20 protein-coding genes, 1 riboswitch and 1 other annotated feature are annotated in these 19,731 nt (G+C 36.5%); of the genes, 12 read left to right on the forward strand and 8 right to left on the reverse strand.

What is annotated here, in order from left to right; all coding sequences use genetic code 11:
* Positions 1-67: 67 nt before the first annotated feature.
* A complete protein-coding gene (locus tag SJY24_RS09640; RefSeq protein ID WP_377864504.1) occupies positions 68-847 on the reverse strand; it encodes a GDSL-type esterase/lipase family protein in 780 nt (259 codons plus the stop codon).
* Between the two features lie 409 nt (positions 848-1,256).
* Between SJY24_RS09640 and cpdB the strand changes: the two genes are divergently transcribed.
* Positions 1,257-3,671, forward strand: a complete 2,415-nt coding sequence (cpdB, locus tag SJY24_RS09645; RefSeq protein ID WP_377864505.1) for a bifunctional 2',3'-cyclic-nucleotide 2'-phosphodiesterase/3'-nucleotidase — start codon at positions 1,257-1,259, stop codon at positions 3,669-3,671.
* Between the two features lie 52 nt (positions 3,672-3,723).
* On the opposite strand, the gene nhaC is transcribed toward cpdB, so the two are convergent.
* On the reverse strand, positions 3,724-5,097 hold the full coding sequence (gene nhaC, locus SJY24_RS09650; RefSeq protein ID WP_000253738.1) for a Na+/H+ antiporter NhaC: 1,374 nt from the start codon (positions 5,095-5,097) through the stop codon (positions 3,724-3,726).
* A 278-nt stretch (positions 5,098-5,375) separates the two neighbouring features.
* Positions 5,376-5,596: a binding site (T-box leader), on the reverse strand.
* 142 nt (positions 5,597-5,738) lie between these two features.
* Between nhaC and SJY24_RS09655 the strand changes: the two genes are divergently transcribed.
* The 8 genes from SJY24_RS09655 to SJY24_RS09690 all read left to right on the forward strand — a co-directional run bounded on the left by SJY24_RS09655 (position 5,739) and on the right by SJY24_RS09690 (position 12,500).
* Positions 5,739-6,095, forward strand: a complete 357-nt coding sequence (locus tag SJY24_RS09655) for a hypothetical protein (RefSeq protein ID WP_377864506.1) — start codon at positions 5,739-5,741, stop codon at positions 6,093-6,095.
* Between the two features lie 77 nt (positions 6,096-6,172).
* Positions 6,173-7,606 (forward strand): adenosylmethionine--8-amino-7-oxononanoate transaminase, encoded by a 1,434-nt coding sequence (gene bioA, locus SJY24_RS09660; RefSeq protein WP_377867231.1) that lies wholly within the window; start codon positions 6,173-6,175, stop codon positions 7,604-7,606.
* On the forward strand, positions 7,606-8,334 hold the full coding sequence (gene bioD / locus SJY24_RS09665) for a dethiobiotin synthase (RefSeq protein WP_000012511.1): 729 nt from the start codon (positions 7,606-7,608) through the stop codon (positions 8,332-8,334). The genes bioA and bioD overlap by 1 nt, the downstream gene beginning before the upstream one ends.
* Positions 8,300-9,487 (forward strand): 8-amino-7-oxononanoate synthase, encoded by a 1,188-nt coding sequence (gene bioF, locus SJY24_RS09670; protein ID WP_377864507.1) that lies wholly within the window; start codon positions 8,300-8,302, stop codon positions 9,485-9,487. The genes bioD and bioF overlap by 35 nt, the downstream gene beginning before the upstream one ends.
* Positions 9,484-10,224 (forward strand): alpha/beta fold hydrolase, encoded by a 741-nt coding sequence (locus SJY24_RS09675; RefSeq protein ID WP_377864508.1) that lies wholly within the window; start codon positions 9,484-9,486, stop codon positions 10,222-10,224. The genes bioF and SJY24_RS09675 overlap by 4 nt, the downstream gene beginning before the upstream one ends.
* Positions 10,190-10,999, forward strand: coding sequence for a malonyl-ACP O-methyltransferase BioC (gene bioC / locus SJY24_RS09680; RefSeq protein ID WP_377864509.1), 810 nt, complete (start codon positions 10,190-10,192; stop codon positions 10,997-10,999). The genes SJY24_RS09675 and bioC overlap by 35 nt, the downstream gene beginning before the upstream one ends.
* A gap of 1 nt (position 11,000) precedes the next feature.
* Positions 11,001-11,999: a biotin synthase gene (gene bioB / locus SJY24_RS09685; RefSeq protein WP_098665378.1), complete on the forward strand. Its 999-nt coding sequence runs from the start codon at positions 11,001-11,003 to the stop codon at positions 11,997-11,999.
* Between the two features lie 180 nt (positions 12,000-12,179).
* Positions 12,180-12,500 (forward strand): hypothetical protein, encoded by a 321-nt coding sequence (locus SJY24_RS09690; protein WP_000280035.1) that lies wholly within the window; start codon positions 12,180-12,182, stop codon positions 12,498-12,500.
* A 29-nt stretch (positions 12,501-12,529) separates the two neighbouring features.
* On the opposite strand, the gene ribH is transcribed toward SJY24_RS09690, so the two are convergent.
* The 5 genes from ribH to SJY24_RS09715 form a co-directional block, all read right to left on the reverse strand.
* On the reverse strand, positions 12,530-12,991 hold the full coding sequence (gene ribH, locus SJY24_RS09695; protein WP_000230900.1) for a 6,7-dimethyl-8-ribityllumazine synthase: 462 nt from the start codon (positions 12,989-12,991) through the stop codon (positions 12,530-12,532).
* A gap of 18 nt (positions 12,992-13,009) precedes the next feature.
* Positions 13,010-14,203, reverse strand: coding sequence for a bifunctional 3,4-dihydroxy-2-butanone 4-phosphate synthase/GTP cyclohydrolase II (gene ribBA / locus SJY24_RS09700; RefSeq protein ID WP_377864510.1), 1,194 nt, complete (start codon positions 14,201-14,203; stop codon positions 13,010-13,012).
* A gap of 12 nt (positions 14,204-14,215) precedes the next feature.
* Positions 14,216-14,860 carry a riboflavin synthase gene (gene ribE / locus SJY24_RS09705; protein WP_377864511.1) on the reverse strand — a complete coding sequence of 215 codons (645 nt, stop codon included), beginning with the start codon at positions 14,858-14,860 and terminating at the stop codon, positions 14,216-14,218.
* Positions 14,842-15,954, reverse strand: a complete 1,113-nt coding sequence (ribD, locus tag SJY24_RS09710; protein WP_377864512.1) for a bifunctional diaminohydroxyphosphoribosylaminopyrimidine deaminase/5-amino-6-(5-phosphoribosylamino)uracil reductase RibD — start codon at positions 15,952-15,954, stop codon at positions 14,842-14,844. The genes ribE and ribD overlap by 19 nt, the downstream gene beginning before the upstream one ends.
* A 310-nt stretch (positions 15,955-16,264) precedes the next feature.
* Positions 16,265-16,408, reverse strand: a riboswitch (FMN riboswitch).
* Between the two features lie 177 nt (positions 16,409-16,585).
* On the reverse strand, positions 16,586-16,792 hold the full coding sequence (locus SJY24_RS09715; RefSeq protein ID WP_001151582.1) for a CDGSH iron-sulfur domain-containing protein: 207 nt from the start codon (positions 16,790-16,792) through the stop codon (positions 16,586-16,588).
* A gap of 139 nt (positions 16,793-16,931) precedes the next feature.
* Here SJY24_RS09715 and SJY24_RS09720 point away from each other — a divergent pair, with 139 nt between their 5' ends.
* Positions 16,932-17,177 (forward strand): DUF2552 family protein, encoded by a 246-nt coding sequence (locus SJY24_RS09720; protein WP_377864513.1) that lies wholly within the window; start codon positions 16,932-16,934, stop codon positions 17,175-17,177.
* A gap of 10 nt (positions 17,178-17,187) precedes the next feature.
* Here the strand turns inward: SJY24_RS09720 and SJY24_RS09725 are convergent, their stop codons facing one another.
* On the reverse strand, positions 17,188-18,111 hold the full coding sequence (locus SJY24_RS09725; RefSeq protein ID WP_377864514.1) for an alpha/beta hydrolase: 924 nt from the start codon (positions 18,109-18,111) through the stop codon (positions 17,188-17,190).
* Between the two features lie 82 nt (positions 18,112-18,193).
* On the opposite strand from SJY24_RS09725, the gene SJY24_RS09730 reads away from it, so the two are divergent.
* Both SJY24_RS09730 and SJY24_RS09735 read left to right on the forward strand, forming a co-directional pair.
* Positions 18,194-18,670, forward strand: a complete 477-nt coding sequence (locus tag SJY24_RS09730) for a GNAT family N-acetyltransferase (RefSeq protein ID WP_377864516.1) — start codon at positions 18,194-18,196, stop codon at positions 18,668-18,670.
* A gap of 114 nt (positions 18,671-18,784) precedes the next feature.
* Positions 18,785-19,711, forward strand: coding sequence for a LacI family DNA-binding transcriptional regulator (locus tag SJY24_RS09735; RefSeq protein WP_377864517.1), 927 nt, complete (start codon positions 18,785-18,787; stop codon positions 19,709-19,711).
* Positions 19,712-19,731: the final 20 nt, after the last annotated feature.

The raw sequence follows: 19,731 nt of genomic DNA on the forward strand, positions 1-19,731 counted from the left end.
GGCCCCCTTCCACTATCATTGTAACAAAAAAGACAAGGTATAAAAATAGAATTGTTTCATGGTAGCCTTAATATTTGTAGGATAACACTTGCTTTGTAAATGTATTGGCAATAATCGCATAACCGTTATCATTTGGGTGTACTTGGTCAAATAGTAAATCTTTTTTATCATTCGATATTAATTTGCGAATTGGTAAAACGATCGACGGTTGATTTGCTTTTGAAATAGAATACACAGAATCATTCCAGCCATCTAAAAACATATCTGCATAACTTGAGATGGAGTCATCTAGTTGTAAGGGGTTATAGAGCTCAGATAGAATGAGTAAAGCATTCGGATTTTGATCTCGAACGGTCTTTACAATATTTTTTACATCCGTTTCAAAACGGGCTTTTTCTTTATTTAACATTTTAATACCATCTATAACACCTACATCACGATTTAAGCGGAATAAATTATTTCCTCCAATATTAATAGTAATTATATTTGCTTCCCTAATCTTTTGTTGAAATTCTTCTGACTGGACTTTTTTAGCGAGACGATCTGTAGTGAGACCATTTACACCGAGGTTTTCTACCGTAATTGGTTTATGAATTTGTCCTTCTAGTTGTTTAGAGGCTAATTCGGCAAATCCCCCTTGCGTTGATCCATATCCTTTTGCGAGTGAATCACCTAATACGAGGTGATAAAAGGAGTCATTCGTTTGCTTATCAATCCAACTGGGCGCAGATGTTTTTTCTGTTTTTCTTTCATTTTCTTTTTGTTTTGTCTCATCGTTCTTTTCAAAATTAGAATAAGAAATGATTAGAAGGAGGAGACAAACAATTGTTAAGATGACTTTTTTCATAAATTCATCCTCCTTGTAATTGGTAATTGTATCATATTCAGCAGTATAAGCAATGTAAGGGCATATTATATGTTTATGAAAACTTTACAATAACTTTACAGAAAATTTGTAGAAATGTGTCAAAAAATATTGACGATATGAAAGTACTTTAGATATGATAATGTCAGATAAAGTGAAACTATAATTAGTGGGGTGCTTTATTTCCCGCTAATTATTAGTCTTCACCAATCGGGCGTTTATCGGGCAGTTGATCTCCTCATTGGCTACTGAGTCTTAAGAGGAGTCTTACTGCCCGTTAACGCGGGATAAAGTGAAGATAATCGCTCTAATAGAAGAAAAAAGTATGTGGTTAGAGACTGATTGAGATTCATTTCATTATTTTGGGGTAATTGTATAAGGGGGATTTTTTGTGAAAAAGTCAAAAAAAATGCTAGCTGGAGCAACACTTGCTATTGGCGTTATAGCACCGCAAGTGTTGCCAACAACAGCTCAAGCAGAGGAAAAAGCTGGGGAGAGTACAGTTAACTTACGAATTTTAGAAACATCAGATATTCACGTTAACTTAATGAATTACGATTATTATCAAACGAAAACAGATAATAAAGTAGGGCTCGTGCAGACTGCAACACTTGTTAATAAAGCACGTGAAGAAGCGAAGAACTCTGTCTTATTTGATGATGGGGATGCATTACAAGGTACGCCGCTTGGAGATTATGTAGCGAATAAAATAAATGATCAGAAGAATCCTGTTGATTCTAGTTATGTACATCCATTATATCGTGTAATGAATTTAATGAAGTATGACGTCATCTCTCTTGGGAACCATGAATTTAACTACGGTTTAGATTATTTAAACAAAGTGATTGAAAAAACGAATTTCCCAGTTATTAATTCGAATGTATATAAAGATGACCATGATGACAATGAAGCAAACGATGAAAATTATTTTAAACCATATCATATTTTTGAAAAAGAAGTAGTAGATGAAGCGGGTCAAACACAGACGGTGAAAATTGGTGTAATGGGATTTGTACCACCTCAAGTTATGAACTGGGATAAAGCGAATTTAGAAGGAAAAGTAAAAGCGAAAGATATTGTGCAAACAGCGAAAAAATTAGTTCCGGAAATGAAGGCACAAGGTGCGGACGTTATAGTTGCATTAGCTCATTCAGGTGTCGATAAGGGCGAATACAATGAAGGAATGGAAAATGCATCATATCATTTAGCAACAAAAGTTGCTGGTGTTGATGCAGTATTAATGGGACATTCACATACTGAAGTGAAGGATGTATTTAATGGTGTTCCAGTTGTAATGCCTGGTGTATTTGGAAGTAACTTAGGTATTATTGATATGCAATTGAAAAAGGTAAACGGAAAATGGGAAGTACAAAAAGAACAATCGAAGCCGCAACTTCGTCCGATTGCTGATAGTAAAGGGAATCCATTAGTACAATCTGATGAAAAATTAGTTAATGAAATTAAGGATGATCATCAAGCGACGATTGATTATGTGAATACAGCTGTAGGAAAAACGACAGCGCCAATTAATAGTTATTTCTCATTAGTACAAGATGATCCTTCTGTACAACTTGTGACAAATGCACAAAAATGGTATGTAGAAAAGCTATTCGCTGAAAACGGACAATATAGTAAATATAAAGGAATTCCAGTATTATCTGCAGGAGCACCATTTAAAGCAGGTGGCCGAAACGGTGCTACATATTATACGGATATTCCAGCAGGGACATTAGCAATTAAAAACGTAGCGGATTTATATGTATATCCAAATACGTTATATGCTGTAAAAGTAAACGGGGCACAAGTAAAAGAATGGCTTGAAATGTCTGCTGGTCAGTTTAATCAAATTGACCCAGCGAAAACAGAAGAGCAGCCACTAGTAAATATAGGTTATCCTACATATAATTTTGATATTTTAGATGGTCTAAAATACGAAATTGACGTGACGCAACCAGCGAAATACGATAAAGATGGTAAAGTTGTAAATGGAAATACGAATCGTATTGTAAATATGATGTATGAAGGTAAGCCTGTAGCTGACAATCAAGAGTTCATTGTAGCTACAAATAACTATCGTGGAAGTAGCCAAACGTTCCCTGGTGTAAGTAAAGGGGAAGTTGTATACCAATCACAAGATGAAACACGTCAAATCATTGTGAAATATATGCAAGAAACACCAATTATTGATCCAGCAGCAGATCAAAATTGGACGTTTAAGCCGATTGTTGCAGATAAATTAAATACAACATTTGATTCTTCACCAAATGCACAAAACCATATAAAGAAAGATGGAAAGATATTATATGTTGGACCATCTGAAAATGAATTTGCTAAATATGCAATTGATATAACGAAGAAGAATGATGATAAGGAAACTGGTGGAGAGAATCCAACGACGCCACCAACAGGTGAAGGCAATAACGGAGAGAATCCAACAACACCGCCAACAGGTGAGGGCAATAATGGAGGAAATCCAACGACACCACCAACAGGTGAAGGCAATAACGGAGAAAATCCAACGACACCACCAGCAGGTGAAGGCAATAATGGAGGAAATCCAACGACACCACCAACAGGTGAAGGTAATAATGGAAATGAACCAAAACAAGATGGAAATAATGCAGGATCTGGACAAACTACAACGGATAATCAAAACTCAAAAGAAACAACAACTGTAAGTGAAAATAAAGAAGAACGTGATTTACCGAAAACAGGTACAAGTGTTGTTTCTACAATTGGAGCAGGTTTGGCGTTCGTTGGAGCGGGATTACTTCTGTTATTTAGAAGAAAGAAAGCAAATAGATAGTAAAGCATAAAAAAGGATTACCGTAATCGGTAATCCTTTTTTTATGTGTATATTATGAAACAGGTACTGCTTTTTCTTTCTTCCACGAAAGACCAAATCCAGTGAAACCAACAATAATTGTTAAGACTGGGCAAGCTAAACAGAAAATTGCGAATGGAAGGTAATCAAATGTCGGAACGCCAAGGACATTCGATAAGAATACACCACTTACTCCCCATGGTACGAGCGGGTTAATAACTGTACCTGCATCTTCTAATACGCGTGATAAATTACGACGTTCTAAACCGACTTCATCGTATTTATTAGCGAATGCTTGTCCTGTTAAAACGATTGATAAGTACTGCTCACCAAGTAAGAAGTTTACACCAATTGCAGTTGAAGCAGTAGAAATAATTAAGCGTGTACTATTTTTTACAAAGCTCGAGATGATATTCATCAGCTGCGAGATAATACCCATTCCTTGTAATAATCCTCCCATACAAAGAGCTAGGAAAATAAGGGCAATCGACATCATCATACTTTGTAGACCACCGCGAGATAGTAAGCTATCAATATCTTTTATACCAGTTTTAGAAACGTAACCGTCTTGCATAATTTTCATTAAATCAGCTAAAGAAGTGCTAGGTTTAAAAATAAAGAGAATAATAATTCCTACCACAATTCCTGCAAGTAATGTTGGAACTGCTGGAACTTTTTTAAATGCGAATAGGAACAGTAATAAAATTGGAATAAGTGTAACGATAGAAATCGTTGCGTTTTTTTCTAATGTGCTAATAAAGTTTGTGAAGTCAACGTTTCCACTAGTGCCGCCTCCTAAAATGAAAAATGCGATAAAAGCAATAATGAAAGCTGGAACTGTTGTCCAAAGCATGTTACGAATATGCTCAAATAAATCTACACCCGTTACAGCGGGAGCTAAGTTTGTTGTATCAGATAAAGGAGACATTTTATCTCCAAAGAATGCACCAGAAATAATTGCACCAGCGATCAGAGCCGGATCGTATCCGAGAGCACTACCCATGCCCATAAAGGCAAGTCCCACAGTTGCGGCAGTTGTAAAGGCACTACCGATACTTGTTCCAACAATTGCACAAACAACAAAAACAGTTGGAACGAAAATTTTAGGAGATACAAGCTGGAAGCCGTATACCATTAAAGTTGGAATTGTTCCAGCAGCGATCCAAACACTAATTAATACGCCTACAAGTAAGAAAATAAAAATAGATGGAATACCAGCTGAAATACTACTGATCATCCCTTTTTCCATGGTAGACCAAGAGATTTTTTTCATAAATCCAAATGCTAATAAAAGAACGATACCAAATAAAATTGGGATGTGTGGTGAAACTCCTAATTTGATAACACTAAAGCCAATACAGAAAAAGATAAATAATGTTAAAAGAACAGATTCAATTTTTGAAACCATTGTTTTTCCCCTCCTAAGTAATCTAAAATAGCTCTTTTTTATATAAAATTCGCCAATATTGTTTATTTCCTTCTAAATTTTAGAATTTTGTGACAAATTACCGGTAATTGTTGGTCCTTCAATATGATACGGAAATGATTGGATAAAAAAACGTCCCTGCATATAATTATGCAGGGACGAAGAAATCGCGGTACCACCCTAGCTTGTGAAAGGAATGTATCACAAAATAAAGGGTCATATGATATGCGCTAATAAAATAAAAACGCCCCTGCAATATATGCAGGGACGAAAAATTCGCGGTACCACCCTAAATTGTGAAACAGTGTCGTTTCACCACTCTTAAGACATAACGGTCTATAACCGTCTCTCACTACTCCTCACGTTTCGTAAAAGAAGCTCCAGGGGGTAATTCATAAAACGCTCTGTACTGGTTCGCACCGACCACCAGCTCTCTGAAATCAGAAAACGAAATACTACTAAATCCTATCAACGCCGATTCATATGATGTTAGTTAAATTTTTATCATATATTCATCATACATGTCAATAAAAATGTTTAATATTTTTTTAGGGAAATAAAGGAGAAATGTTTTTAATACTGTAAAAATGTGCGTTATAATGAATTTGAAAGGGGAGGAAAGAGTGAAGAAAAAAATAATTCTTTTTACCACCTTACTAGTCATTGGCGGAAGTGCTGGAATTTACACAGCTTTTGCAGCTGAATCAGAGCAGTCGAAACAAAAGCAAATACAACAGTCAGAAGTGAAGAAAGTTAAAGAAACTGAAGAGAAGAAATCGATGGAAAAAGCAGCTGCGAAACTAGGAGTTTCTACTGATGGGAAAACAAAAGAAGAGGTTACAAAAGAAGTAGATACCGCTAGATTTGAGCAGCGCCATGATTTGTTAATTGAGCATGCTAAGCAACTTGGAATTGATACAGAAGGAAAAAAAGATGAAGAGATTATTTTAGAAATTGGAAAGATACAACATGGAAAGTAGAACAACTTATCGTATGATAAGTTGTTCTTTTTTAAGAACTTTTTGATTTAAAAATAATTGACAGTCATTTGTTTTTAATGTTAACTATATTTATAAATAAGTTAACATTAGGGGTGGCAATTGTGGCTGTTAATAGTAACACGAGTGAAAAATCGTCTTATACATATGAAGAATTATCGAAGAAGAATAAAGATTACGTATGGCACCCATTTACACAAATGAGAGATTATTTAGAAGAAGATCCTGTCATTATTGAACGTGGAGAGGGAAGAAAGCTATACGATGTAAATGGAAATGAATATTGGGACGGTGTTTCGTCTATTTGGTTAAATGTTCATGGGCATCAAGTACCGGAACTAGATGAGGCAATTCGTGAGCAATTAAATAAAATTGCCCATTCTACTATGTTAGGACTTGCTAACGTTCCATCTATTTTATTAGCAGAAAAAATAATTGATGTTGTACCAGAAGGCTTGAAGAAAGTATTCTATTCAGACTCTGGTTCTACCGCTGTTGAAATTGCAATTAAGATGGCTTTTCAATATTGGCAGCATAAAGGAAAACCGAAAAAACAAAGGTTTGTTACATTAAAAGAAGCATATCACGGTGATACGATAGGTGCTGTTTCAGTAGGAGCAATAGACTTGTTTCACCAAGTTTATAGTTCACTATTATTTGAGGCAATTAAAATGCCGTATCCATATACATATCGTTCTCCTTATGGAGATAATAAGGAACAAATTGTAAAGAAACATTTAGAAGAAATGGAAGAATTGCTACAAGAAAAACATGAAGAAGTAGCAGCTATTATTGTGGAGCCATTAATGCAAGGTGCTGGTGGGATGATTACAATGCCAAAAGGATACTTAAAAGGGCTTCGCGATTTATGTACAAAATACAATGTATTATTTATTACAGATGAGGTAGCGACTGGATTTGGGCGCACCGGGAAAATGTTTGCATGTGAACATGAGGATGTGACGCCAGACATTTTAACTGCGGGAAAAGGCTTAACAGGTGGTTATTTACCGGTGGCAATTACGGTAACGACAGATGAAATTTATAATGCCTTTTTAGGGGACTATGAAGAACAAAAAACATTCTTCCATGGTCATAGTTATACAGGGAATCCATTAGGGTGTGCCGTAGCAATTGCAAATTTAGAACTATATGAAAAAACTAATTTAATAGAAGATGTTGCGCATAAAGCAGAATATGTAGCGGCACAATTAGAAGCTCTTAATGAATATAAGCACGTAGGAGATATTCGTCAGTGTGGGCTAATGGTTGGTATTGAACTTGTGAAGAATAAAGAAATGAAAGAATCGTTTGAATGGACAGAAAGAGTCGGTGTTCAAGTGTGTAAACGCTCAAGGGAGTTAGGCATGATTTTACGTCCACTCGGTAACACCATTGTATTTATGCCTCCTCTTGCATCTGCAATGACTGAAATTAATGAGATGTTACGCATTTTATATAAAGCAATCTCGGATGTTACGGAGGGAGAGTAATGAGTGGTTTCTTTATAACAGCAACGGATACAGAAGTTGGCAAAACGGTAGTGACAGGAGCATTGGCAGGTATATTTCGAGAGCGTGGACATAATGTTGGTGTATATAAACCGTTGCAAAGTGGACATGTTGCATCAAATCCTGAGGGTGATGCAGCGAGATTAAAAGCGTTATCGGGTGTACCGACAAAAGAAGATAAAATTTGTCCTTATTCCATTGAAGAACCACTTGCTCCGAGACTTGCTATGAAAAGAGCTGGAAGGACAGTAACGTTAAAAGAAATTACTGATCACTATAATGAACTATTAAAAGAGTTTAATAGCCTATTTGTAGAAGGGGCTGGTGGGCTTGCTGTCCCATATACAGAAGATGCTTTAGTGATTGATTTTGCAAAAGAATTACAGCTTCCTCTCATTGTAGTAGCGCGTCCTACCCTTGGGACAGTTAATCATACTATTTTAACAATTTCTTATGCAAAAGCACATGGATTAAAAGTAGCAGGTGTAATTTTATCTGGATGTAAAGAATATGAAAAAGAAAGAGTGCAAGAAAATAAAATAATGATTGAGGAGCTAAGTGGAGTGCCGGTTTTAGGGTTATTACCATTCCTTGAAGGAGAGTTTACAAAGGAAGAATTATTAGAATCGGCAAAAGAGCATATTATGATTTCAAAATTAGAGGAGCTCATCCAAAATGAATCAAATGTGGCACGCGCATCTTCAATCTAAAGTAGAACAATTAAAGGAGCAAGGGCAGTATCGTAATTTACATGTAACAGAGCGATCCGAAGAGACATGGCTTATTCGAAATAAAAAAAGGATGCTAAATTTAGCATCGAATAATTATTTAGGGTTAGCTGGAGATGAAAGGTTGAAAGAAGCTGCTATTGCCTGTACAAGAAAATATGGAACTGGAGCGACAGCATCTCGTCTCGTTGTAGGGAATTATCCACTGTATGAAGAGGTTGAGAGAAGTATATGCGATTGGAAAGGCACTGAAAAAGCCTTAATTGTAAATAGTGGATATACCGCGAATGTTGGGGCGATTTCTTCGTTAGTTGGTCGCCGCGATATTGTTTTTAGTGACAAATTAAATCATGCAAGTATCGTTGATGGGATTATATTAAGCGGAGCAGAGCATAAAAGATATCGCCATAATGATTTGGATCATTTAGAGAAGATGTTGCAAATAGCGTCACCAGAAAAGAGAAAATTAATCGTAACAGATACGGTTTTTAGTATGGATGGAGATATTGCATATTTGAGAGGTTTAGTTCAGCTTAAAGAGAAATACGGGGCAATCATTATAGTTGATGAAGCACATGCAAGTGGAATATATGGAATCAGTGGAGCTGGATTATCTCATATAGAAAAAGATATCGCTCAAAAAATTGATATACATATGGGGACGTTTAGTAAGGCTTTAGGATGTTATGGTGCATATTTAACGGGTGATTCCATTTATATAGAGTATTTACAAAATATGATGAGAAGCTTGATTTTTACTACAGCTTTACCACCAGGAACATTAGGGGCGATACGAAAAGCAATTGAAATTGTGAAAGAAGATAACGAAAGAAGAGAGCGACTTATAGAGAATGGTGCATATTTCAGGACGCATTTACAAGAAGCTGGTTTTGATATTGGGAATAGCTCAACTCATATTGTACCGATTGTAGTTGGGTCAAATGAAAATACTTTACGGTTTAGTGAAAGGTTACAAGAGGTAGGTATCGCAGCCATTGCAATTCGTCCGCCGACTGTTTCGGTTGGTAGTTCTCGAGTCCGTTTTGCAGTTACGTCACAACATACAATAGCCGATTTAAAATGGGCTATTCAGCATATTATACGCATTGGTAAAGAAGAGGGGTTTTTAGTATGAAAGAGCTAAAGCTTATTTTTATTCCAGGATGGGGAATGGAAGAAGGTGTTTGGACTTTAGTTCTGCCGTATTTTAAAGGATATTCTGTTCAATGCATAGATTGGCGTAACGTGAAAGAACAAAGTGAATTTGCGGGGCGAATAATAGATGTAGCGCAGGATGAAAATGTAGTTTTAGTTGGATGGTCACTAGGAGCGTTAGCAGCAGTACAAGCTTATAAAAAGATTAAGGTCCAAGGTATGGTACTAATTGGTGGTACCGCTAAATTTACCAATACAAGTGACTATACAAGTGGATGGAATTCCTTGCATGTAGAACGTATGAAAAAGAATTTAACGAGAAAGAAAGAAGATACTTTGAAGCGTTTCTATGAAAATATGTTTACAAAAAGTGAGCTGAGGGAGAATACGAGTTTTGAAGAGATTGCGTGGAAGTTTAAAGGAGACTCGATTCAGTCTTTACAATTAGGCTTAGATTATTTAATAGAAACAGATATGAGAAACGAATTAACAAGTGTAAAAGTCCCTTTGTTACTTCTTCATGGAGAACAGGATGTGATATGTCCATTATCCGCAGCTCATAGTATGACAGAGAATACGAATGCTACGTTAAAAGTAGTAAGTGGGGCTGGGCATGCTTTATGTGTGATGAATTTTGAATATTGCGCAAATGAAATTATTCAATTTGTAGAGGGGATACGAAATGATCAACAAAACGTTACTGCAAAAACGGTTTAACGGGGCGGCTGTATCCTACGATCAATATGCAAATGTACAAAAAAAGATGGCGCATTCGTTACTTTCTACATTGAAGGAACGATATAGTGAAACATCATCGATACGTATTTTAGAACTTGGATGCGGGACAGGATATGTAACAGAGCAATTATCAAATTTATTTCCGGAAGCGCATATTACAGCTGTGGATTTTGCTGATGAGATGATTGCAGTCGCGAAAACTAGAAAAAATGTGGGAAATGTGATGTTTCGATGTGAAGATATTGAACAATTAAAATTAGAAAAATCATATGATGTCATTATTTCAAATGCTACATTTCAATGGCTTAATGATTTAAAAGAGACAGTGAAAAATTTATTTAACTATTTGTCTGGAGAAGGAATATTATTATTTTCCACGTTTGGTAATACGACTTTTCAAGAATTGCATACGTCTTTTCAGCGTGCTAAGAAAGAAAAGGGGATACACAATTGTACTTCAATAGGACAACGATTCGTTTCGAAAGAACAGTTAGTGAATATGTGCAAAAATCCATTAGGAGATGTGCATGTTTCTGAAACGTGTTACATAGAAAACTTTACAGAAGTTAGGGAGTTTCTACATTCTATTCGAAAAGTAGGGGCAACCAATAGTAATGAAGAGTCTTACTGTCAAAGCCCTTCACTCTTTCGTACGATGCTTCGTATATACGAAAGAGACTTCACGGGAAAAGAAGGGATAATGGCAACATATCATGCTTTATTTGCGTATATAACAAAAGAGGGGAAGAGATGAAATGAAACAAGTACAAACAAAAAGGGATTGGAAAAAACTTGCATACGACGTAGTAGAAGAAAAAATGATTACGAAAGAAGATGCAATTGCAATATTAGAAGCTGATGATACAGAAGTTTTAGAAATTATGAATGCAGCTTACATCATTCGCCATCATCATTTTGGTAAGAAAGTAAAGTTGAACATGATTATAAATACGAAATCTGGATTATGTCCTGAAGATTGCGGTTATTGTTCGCAGTCTATTATTTCAGAAGCACCGATTGATAAATATGCATGGTTAACACAAGAGAAAATTGTTGAGGGAGCACACGAAGCAATTCGTCGTAAAGCAGGTACATATTGTATTGTTGCATCTGGCCGTCGTCCGACAGATAAAGAAGTAAATCACGTTATTGGAGCAGTTAAGGAAATTCGTGAAACGACAGATTTGAAAATTTGCTGTTGTTTAGGTTTTTTAAATGAAGATCAAGCAGGGCGTTTAGCAGATGCTGGTGTGCATCGTTATAACCACAACTTAAATACACATGCAAATAATTACGATAGCATTTGTTCAACGCATACGTATGACGATCGTGTTGATACAGTCCAAAAAGCGAAGCAAGCTGGCATTTCTCCATGCTCAGGGGCGATTTTCGGAATGGGAGAAACGATTGAACAGCGCGCTGAAATTGCATTTGAATTACAACGCTTAGATGCGGATTCTATTCCATGTAATTTTCTTGTTGCTGTAAAGGGTACGCCACTTGAAGGACAAAAAGAATTAACGCCTGTAGAATGTTTAAAAGTGCTGGCAATGATGCGTTTTGTAAACCCAACAAAAGAAATTCGTATTTCAGGCGGCCGAGAACTTAATTTACGTTCTGTACAGCCACTCGGTTTATTTGCGGCAAACTCTATTTTCGTAGGGGATTACTTAACAACAGCTGGACAAGAACCGACTGCGGACTGGGGTATGATTGAAGATTTAGGTTTTGAGATTGAAGAATGTGCGCTATAACATAGATGAAAGGCAAACTCTTTAAAGGGTTTGCTTTTTTGTAAATAAAATGTAATAAAAGGCCGTTGAGGCTTGATAGTATTGGCTTTTGAACGAAAAAAATAATTTTTGTGGACGAATTTTCCAAGCCCCAATTGTACATAGTAAAAATGTAATTTATATCGGGGCGGAGGATTTTACATGTACAAATACATATTAACCATTATGACTTGTCTGATTTTAATAAAAGCGATAAGTGCTGACCCAGTTAAGGCGGCTGAAAATCCTGAACAAAAAGAAATGCAACAAAGAATTGAACAACATTTTCGAACAAAAGCTGAACATTTTGGACTTGAAACAGAAGGAAAAGATTTAAAAGAAGTGAGGAAGGAAATTTCTATTATAGAAGAAGCGAAAAAAAGAGAGAATGTATGGAGAACAGCACAAACACTTCGTATACAAACAGAAGGAAAAACAATGGATGAATTAATAAAAGATGTACGGAAAAAAGTAAAAAAATAAAAAAAGGCCGCAGCCTCTTTTTTATTTTTTTATGCCCATTGTTTTGATAAGTGAGCCATTTCAATGGCAGCAACTGCTGATTCATATCCTTTATTACCAGCTTTTGTACCTGCACGTTCAATCGCTTGTTCGATTGTTTCTGTCGTTAATACACCGAAAATAACTGGAATGTCCGTTTGTAGTGATAAAGAGGCAACACCTTTTGCTACTTCATTACAAACGTAATCGTAATGTGTTGTAGCACCACGAATTACAGTACCTAACGTAATAACAGCATCATACTTCCCGCTATTAGCCATCTTTTTAGCGATTAAAGGAATTTCAAATGCGCCAGGAACCCAAGCAACATCGATATCAGTTTCTTCTACACCGTGACGCTTTAATCCATCTAAAGCTCCGCCGAGTAACTTACTTGTAATAAATTCATTAAAACGTCCAACAACAACCCCAACTTTTAATCCTGTACCAACTAAATGACCTTCGAATACCATAATGAATCTCTCCCTTTATTATAAGTTTAGTAAATGTCCTAATTTGTTTACTTTCGTTTGTAAATACGTTTTATTCTCTTCTTTTGTTGGCATTTGCAATGGAACACGCTCGATTACTTCTAAATCGTAACCTTGTAAGCCAGCAATTTTTCGCGGGTTATTCGTTAATAATCGTAACTGTTGTAAACCTAAATCTTTTAAAATTTGAGCGCCAATACCGTAATCACGCAAATCAGCTGGGAATCCAAGTTTTTCGTTTGCTTCTACAGTATCGAATCCTTCTTCTTGTAACTTATAAGCGCGAAGCTTATTAAGAAGGCCGATGCCTCGTCCTTCTTGTCTCATATAAAGAAGAACGCCTTTTCCTTCACGTTCAATTTGAGCAAGTGCAGAATGGAGTTGTGGTCCGCAATCACAGCGGCATGAGCCAAATACATCTCCTGTTAAGCACTCGGAATGAACGCGTACAAGTACAGGCTCTCCTGTTGAAATATCACCTTTTACGAGTGCGATATGCTCTTTCGTATCTAATGAATTAGAATAGCCAATTGCATGGAAAGTACCGAAATCTGTAGGTAATGTAATTTCCACTTCTCGCGTCACTAGTGTTTCATGGTGGCGGCGATAAGCAATTAAATCTTCTATTGTAATCATTTTTATATCAAATTGTTTTGCGCACTGTAGTAAATCAGGTACGCGAGCCATCGTACCGTCCTCATTGATAATCTCACAAATGACTCCAGCTGGTTCTGCTCCGCAAAGCTGTGCTAAATCGACGGCAGCCTCTGTATGACCAGCACGGCGCAGTACACCGCCTTCTTTCGCGATTAATGGAAAGATATGTCCAGGACGATTGAAATCTGCACCTTTTGATGCAGGGTTTAACAATTCTTGTATCGTAGTCGCCCGTTCGTGAGCGCTAATCCCTGTTGTTGTAGAAACATGATCAATGCTCACTGTAAATGCAGTATGATGCGAATCTGTATTATGAGCTACCATTGGTTCTAATTGTAGACGCTCTGCGTACCCTTCCGTAATTGGTACACAAACGAGACCACGACCGTGTGTAATCATAAAATTAATCGTTTCTGGCGTAATATACTCTGCTAAAGCGATAAAATCGCCTTCATTTTCTCGGTTTTCATCATCACAAACGATAACGACTTTTCCTTGTTTTAAATCTTCTAGAGCTTCTTCAATACGATGAAACATTGTGCTTCCCCCTTATAGAAATCCGTTTTCTTGTAAAAAGCTTTCGGTCATTGAATCTGTTCTTTTTGCGGGCTTTGAAATAAAGCGTTCAATATATTTTCCAATCATGTCACACTCAATGTTTACGATGTCCCCGGCTTTTTTTTCTCCGATTATAGACTCGCTTACTGTGTGGGGGATGAGTGAAATTGTAATTGAAGATTCGTCTATATCAAATATTGTTAAACTAGTGCCATCAATAGCAACGGATCCTTTATGCAAACAATAGCGTAGTAATTCATCAGCAATAGCTATTTTGTAATAGACGGCATTATAGTGTTGTTTTTTGTTTAATATCGTTCCGATGCCATCAATATGTCCTGAAACGAAATGTCCACCGAATCGTCCGTTTGCAGCCATCGCCCGCTCTAAATTTACTTTAGAGCGTGGTTTAAGTATGCGAAGTGATGTTGATTGCATCGTTTCAGGCATTGCGTCCACTGTGAATGAAGTTGTTGTGAAACTCGTTACAGTTAAGCAAATACCGTTAACCGCGATACTATCACCTAAGTGAACATCTGATAAAATATTATTTGCATGGATCGTTAACTTCATCGCTTCTCCGCTTTGTTGCATGTTTGCAATCGTTCCTAGTTCTTCTACAATTCCTGTAAACATTCCGTCACCTCACTTCGGGCATTGGCAATGATTTTTATATCATCGCCAATTTGTTTCATCTCTTGAATTTCCAAGGAAAGTGCATCCTGTAATTTTGAGAAACCATTTCCACCAAATAAAGTAGGGGCATCTTTCCCACCAATTAATTTTGGGCTTATATAAGTTACAATTTCATTGAAATGCTTTGTTTGTAAGAAGCTTGCATGAATCGATTGGCCTCCTTCAACGAATAGAGAAAGAATTTGCTTTTCTCCAAGAAAGAAAAGGAGGTCCTCAATTTCAATTTGCTTCGTTTTCATTTGGAATATAGCTATATTTTCAGATTCATAAGAAGCTATTTTCTCTTCATTAACATCCTTACCAACTATAATCCATGTTGGTGCTAAGCCATCTGTTATGACATGAGAAGATGGCGGCGTTCTTAAGTGGGTATCTAAAATAACGCGTATAGGATGTTTACCTCCGTTTGGAATTCGTGTTGTTAAGTGTGGATTATCAGTTAGAACTGTATTCACACCGACTAGGATAGCATCATGCATATGACGATATTGGTGAACATCAGCGCGTGCTTCTTCGCCTGTAATCCACTGGCTTTCCCCGGTTACAGTTGCTGTTTTTCCATCTAAGCTCATTGCTGTTTTTATTGTTACAAAGGGACGTTTCGTTTTCATATAGTGAAAAAAGTATCGATTTAATAAAGTAGCTTCCGCCTCAAGAACACCAGTAGTTACCTCGATTCCAGTTTCTTCTAATATCCTTTTTCCATTGCCGGAAACGAGTGGATTGCAATCAAGAGTAGCAATTACAACACGCTGAACTCCTTTTTCAATGAGTAATTCACAGCAAGGGGGTGTTTTTCCAAAATGGCTACACGGTTCAAGTGTTACATAAACAGTAGCGCCTTTTGCTCTTTCGCCAGCCATGTGAAGAGCATGAACTTCAGCATGTTCTTCACCAGCACGCATGTGGGCACCCATTCCTACAATTTTTCCATCCTTTACAACAACAGCACCAACCATAGGATTTGGACTGGTCTGTCCTGATGTACCTTGTGCTAACTGCAAGGCAAGCGCCATATATTCTTGATCTGTCATTCTCTTCACCTCTCCTGAAAAAATCAAAAAACCCCAAGGATATAAAATCCTTGGGGTTTGGGAGACGTGATTTCTAGAAATATAGTTCGAATACGAAAGTATAGGAAAGAAACCTAACGATGACTGATATTTTGGCATAAGGAAAAAAACCTAGCAAAATATCAAATTCTTTCAACGCTAGTCGTATCTTTTTATTTCAGTATAGAAACATAAGTATACAAAATAAAACATATATAAAGGTTCAAAATGAAACTTTAAAAATATGCATACTGAAATAAAAGTGTATTCGCTATATAAAATTACTAGAAAACATATCCTTCTCCCATCCAGACTATACTGTCGGCCCTAGAGTTTCACTAGATCCACCGTTTTCGAGTTGAAAACGGGTCACGGACTTAGAAGCTCTCGCTTCATCACCGCCGGTTGGGAATTTCACCCGACCCCGAAGGATGTTGTTTGCTCACATTATAGCACAAAAAAGAAAAAAGCAAAGTGGAAAATATTCGAATGTGAAGAATTGTGTGAAAATAGATGTAATAGGAATGGGGATAAAATCAGTAGAAATGTTGCAAGTATACGGTGTTAATAGTGAAAAAAACATGCACAAAAAATGTGCATGTTACGTACAAAACTATTCTGCCTCTGGTGCTCTAACAACAGACTCGAATTTGCCTTTATGCGAAGCATCGCAATAAGGCATGTTTTTCGATAAACCACAACGACATAAAGAAAATGCTGGTTTTGCTGGGAATACATTCCCTTGTGAGTCAACTAATTCCACGTCCCCTGTAACGCGAAAAGAGCCATTATCATTTACTTTGATTTGTACTTTTGCCAACCTTATCCCTCCTTCCCAAACGCTTAATCTCATCATATAATCAGGGAGAGTACTTGACAATACAAAAAGAGCACTTTCTTTGAGAGAGAAGAGAGTGTTATAATAGTTTTTATAACTGACTAGAGTAAGGTGACGAAAGATGGATAAAAAATTACGAACACTACAAAATATTGCAAATGAGCGCACGTGGGCATCATTTTTGAATGATAATCATCCATATAGTTTACTTCATTGGTCAATCGCAGGTGTAGGACAAGAACCGAAAGATGTTTGGTTACTGCAAGATGAGGTGACCTTTCAAACGACGGAATTTTCGACGCTAGATGAGGCAATAAAGTGGATTTCTGAAAATATGGAACAAGTTACAGACGTTTTAGCGCAGTAAAAAAACAGGCTTATGCAAGCCTGTTTTTTGTTTCTTTTACATATGTGTTTAAAAATTGATCGATGGCAGCTTCGTACTCTTCTTTATTTTCATTATAAGAGCAAGCGTGTGCACCATGTTCTGCAATATAAAGTTGTTTATTATTTTCTTTCGCTTCATAAAGTGATTTTGTCATATCAGATAAAATATAGTCATCATCTTTACTGTGTATAAAAAGAACAGGATTATTAATGTTTTTTATACAATCAATTGGTGAAACTTCACGAATTGTATAGCCGTCACGAACTTTTAAAAAGGCATTTGCTAAAGGTAATAAAGGCCATTTTGGCAAATGGAATTCAACTTTTAAACGATGTTGTAACTGTCCGTAAAAATCCGAGAAAGGGCAATCTGCAATATAAAAATCGGCACCATCTTCTACAAGCCCTGCATATTGAAGAAGGGTTGCAGCCCCCATAGATTCACCATGAATTCCAAGGATAATATTTGTTCCAAAACGACCTTTTAGCCAGTCAACTACTGACTTTAAATCGTGTTTTTCATAGTATCCATAGCTTGTTGTTTTACCACCTGTTTTACCATGGCGGCGATGATCATAAATAAATACGTTATATCCTCTGCTTAAAAATAAGTTTGCATACTTAACGGAATTCATTTTATTTACAGTCACACCGTGGCAAAAAATCATAAATTTATTGGAATGCCCAGCTGGCATGTAGTATCCGTGAAGTTCGTATCCAAATTGAGAAGATATGTGAATTTCTTCTTTTTGAATAGCGTTAAAATCGTCCAAATGAAAATGCTTTTTCGTTTCGCGCTCTAAAACTTCTTCCTCTGTCTTTTTCTTCAAGTACATAACTTTATTTGTAAAGAAAATCCCAATCGCAGTTATTGCACCTAGTGTAGTAAACAATGCTGTAAAAAAACGTTTCATACTTTACCTCATCCTCCAAATACCTCTACATATGATACACTTACATTGTATCACAATGATATAAAAAGGGGAGAAATCGTATATGGTTCATATACAAAAAATCACACCAGAAATGAAAGAAACAATTCGGGGGTTTATGTGTGAAAACTGGGGGAGTTCAATGATGGTCTCGCGAGGCAGAGCACATCAATTAGAACAATTACCTGGTTTTATCGCACTTGAAAATGACAGAATAGTGGGGATTATAACGTGTGAAGTGCTAAAAAACATGTGTGAAATTGTATCGTTAGATAGTTTTGAGGAAGGAAATGGGATTGGAACAAAACTGGTGGATTGTGTATTGCAAATGGCAAGGGAAAATGAGTGTGAAAAAGTGTGGCTCATTACGACGAATGATAATACGAACGCACTCCGATTTTATCAAAAACGTAATTTCATAATGACGAACTTATACATGGACGCCGTAAAGGAAGCGCGAAAAATAAAGAAAGAAATTCCATTTATTGGTTACGATAATATTGCAATTTTACATGAAATTCAGTTGGAGTATATTTTGTAAGCAAAGTGAAAGTTGTGTAACAATTTTCAGAAATATAAAACAATATCCTTGACGAATGTTATATTTTGGTTTAGTTTAAAATTGTAATCTATTACCATATTAAGGGGTGACGATGTGGCAACTATACGTGATGTTGCAAAATTGGCCGGTGTTTCAGTTGCAACCGTTTCAAGAGTTATTAATGAAAAAGGGTATGTCCATGAAGATACGGTAAAACAAGTAAAGCAAGCAATTGAAGAATTACAATATAGACCGAATGCTACAGCAAAGCCTTTATTTAAACAACCTTCAACAATGATTGCATTACTGGTAGATAATTTGCATAATCCATCATACATCACTTTGCTCCGTTTCGTTGAGGAAATAGCATATAAAGAAGGGTATCAAGTAGTAGTTTGTAATATAGAAAATAAGAATAGATACATAGATATGTTGGTGCAAAATAACATTGCAGGCGTAATAATGACGAAATCTGTTTTTCAAAGTATAGGAGAAATCTCACTTCCTTTCGCTGTGCTTGAAGAACGACAATCTCTGACCAGTTATTATGAAAGTGGGCAGAAAGCAGTTTCTTTATTAAAAGAGAAAGGCTGTCAGTTTCTTGCTTATATTGGCGAGGGAGTAGAAAGTGAAGAAATGGAAGAGCATGTGGCAGGGTTTTTAGATACCGCTTGGAAAGAAGGACTTTCTTATCGAGAGGAAATTGTACAAGGGTATACGAATCAACAGTTTCTTGAATTGTTACAAAAACATCCATACATAGATGGGGTTGTAGCTTCAAGTGATAAGATCGCTATTGAGCTAATCAGGGCGGCGAAAACGCTTAATATTCATATACCAGATAAGTTGCAAATCATTGGATTTAACGGGAGTGCAGAGGGTGAATGGATAAGCCCATCATTAACGACGATTGGAAGTTATATCGAAGAAAATGGGGAGATAGCATTTCAGCAGTTAGTAGGAAAAATAAAGAAGAAACCAGTTGGACAAGAAGAAGTGGAAACAGAATTTAGATGTATTGAGAGAGAAACAACAAAGTAAAAGGTGCGTTGATAAAACGC

Origin of the sequence: Bacillus sp. R86525, from assembly GCF_042466195.1 — a bacterium.
GTDB classification, from domain to species: Bacteria; Bacillota; Bacilli; order Bacillales; family Bacillaceae_G; genus Bacillus_A; species Bacillus_A nitratireducens.

What these genes read in the sequence shown, in the direction of transcription:
- SJY24_RS09640 (WP_377864504.1), bottom strand. Translation starts at nt 847, where the DNA reads ATGAAAAAAGTCATCTTAACAATTGTTTGTCTCCTCCTTCTAATCATT.
- nhaC (WP_000253738.1), bottom strand. Translation starts at nt 5,097, where the DNA reads ATGGTTTCAAAAATTGAATCTGTTCTTTTAACATTATTTATCTTTTTC.
- bioA (WP_377867231.1), top strand. Translation starts at nt 6,173, where the DNA reads ATGTTAACTATATTTATAAATAAGTTAACATTAGGGGTGGCAATTGTG.
- bioD (WP_000012511.1), top strand. Translation starts at nt 7,606, where the DNA reads ATGAGTGGTTTCTTTATAACAGCAACGGATACAGAAGTTGGCAAAACG.
- bioF (WP_377864507.1), top strand. Translation starts at nt 8,300, where the DNA reads ATGAATCAAATGTGGCACGCGCATCTTCAATCTAAAGTAGAACAATTA.
- SJY24_RS09675 (WP_377864508.1), top strand. Translation starts at nt 9,484, where the DNA reads ATGAAAGAGCTAAAGCTTATTTTTATTCCAGGATGGGGAATGGAAGAA.
- bioC (WP_377864509.1), top strand. Translation starts at nt 10,190, where the DNA reads ATGATCAACAAAACGTTACTGCAAAAACGGTTTAACGGGGCGGCTGTA.
- bioB (WP_098665378.1), top strand. Translation starts at nt 11,001, where the DNA reads ATGAAACAAGTACAAACAAAAAGGGATTGGAAAAAACTTGCATACGAC.
- SJY24_RS09690 (WP_000280035.1), top strand. Translation starts at nt 12,180, where the DNA reads ATGTACAAATACATATTAACCATTATGACTTGTCTGATTTTAATAAAA.
- ribH (WP_000230900.1), bottom strand. Translation starts at nt 12,991, where the DNA reads ATGGTATTCGAAGGTCATTTAGTTGGTACAGGATTAAAAGTTGGGGTT.
- ribBA (WP_377864510.1), bottom strand. Translation starts at nt 14,203, where the DNA reads ATGTTTCATCGTATTGAAGAAGCTCTAGAAGATTTAAAACAAGGAAAA.
- ribE (WP_377864511.1), bottom strand. Translation starts at nt 14,860, where the DNA reads ATGTTTACAGGAATTGTAGAAGAACTAGGAACGATTGCAAACATGCAA.
- ribD (WP_377864512.1), bottom strand. Translation starts at nt 15,954, where the DNA reads ATGACAGATCAAGAATATATGGCGCTTGCCTTGCAGTTAGCACAAGGT.
- SJY24_RS09720 (WP_377864513.1), top strand. Translation starts at nt 16,932, where the DNA reads ATGGATAAAAAATTACGAACACTACAAAATATTGCAAATGAGCGCACG.
- SJY24_RS09725 (WP_377864514.1), bottom strand. Translation starts at nt 18,111, where the DNA reads ATGAAACGTTTTTTTACAGCATTGTTTACTACACTAGGTGCAATAACT.
- SJY24_RS09730 (WP_377864516.1), top strand. Translation starts at nt 18,194, where the DNA reads ATGGTTCATATACAAAAAATCACACCAGAAATGAAAGAAACAATTCGG.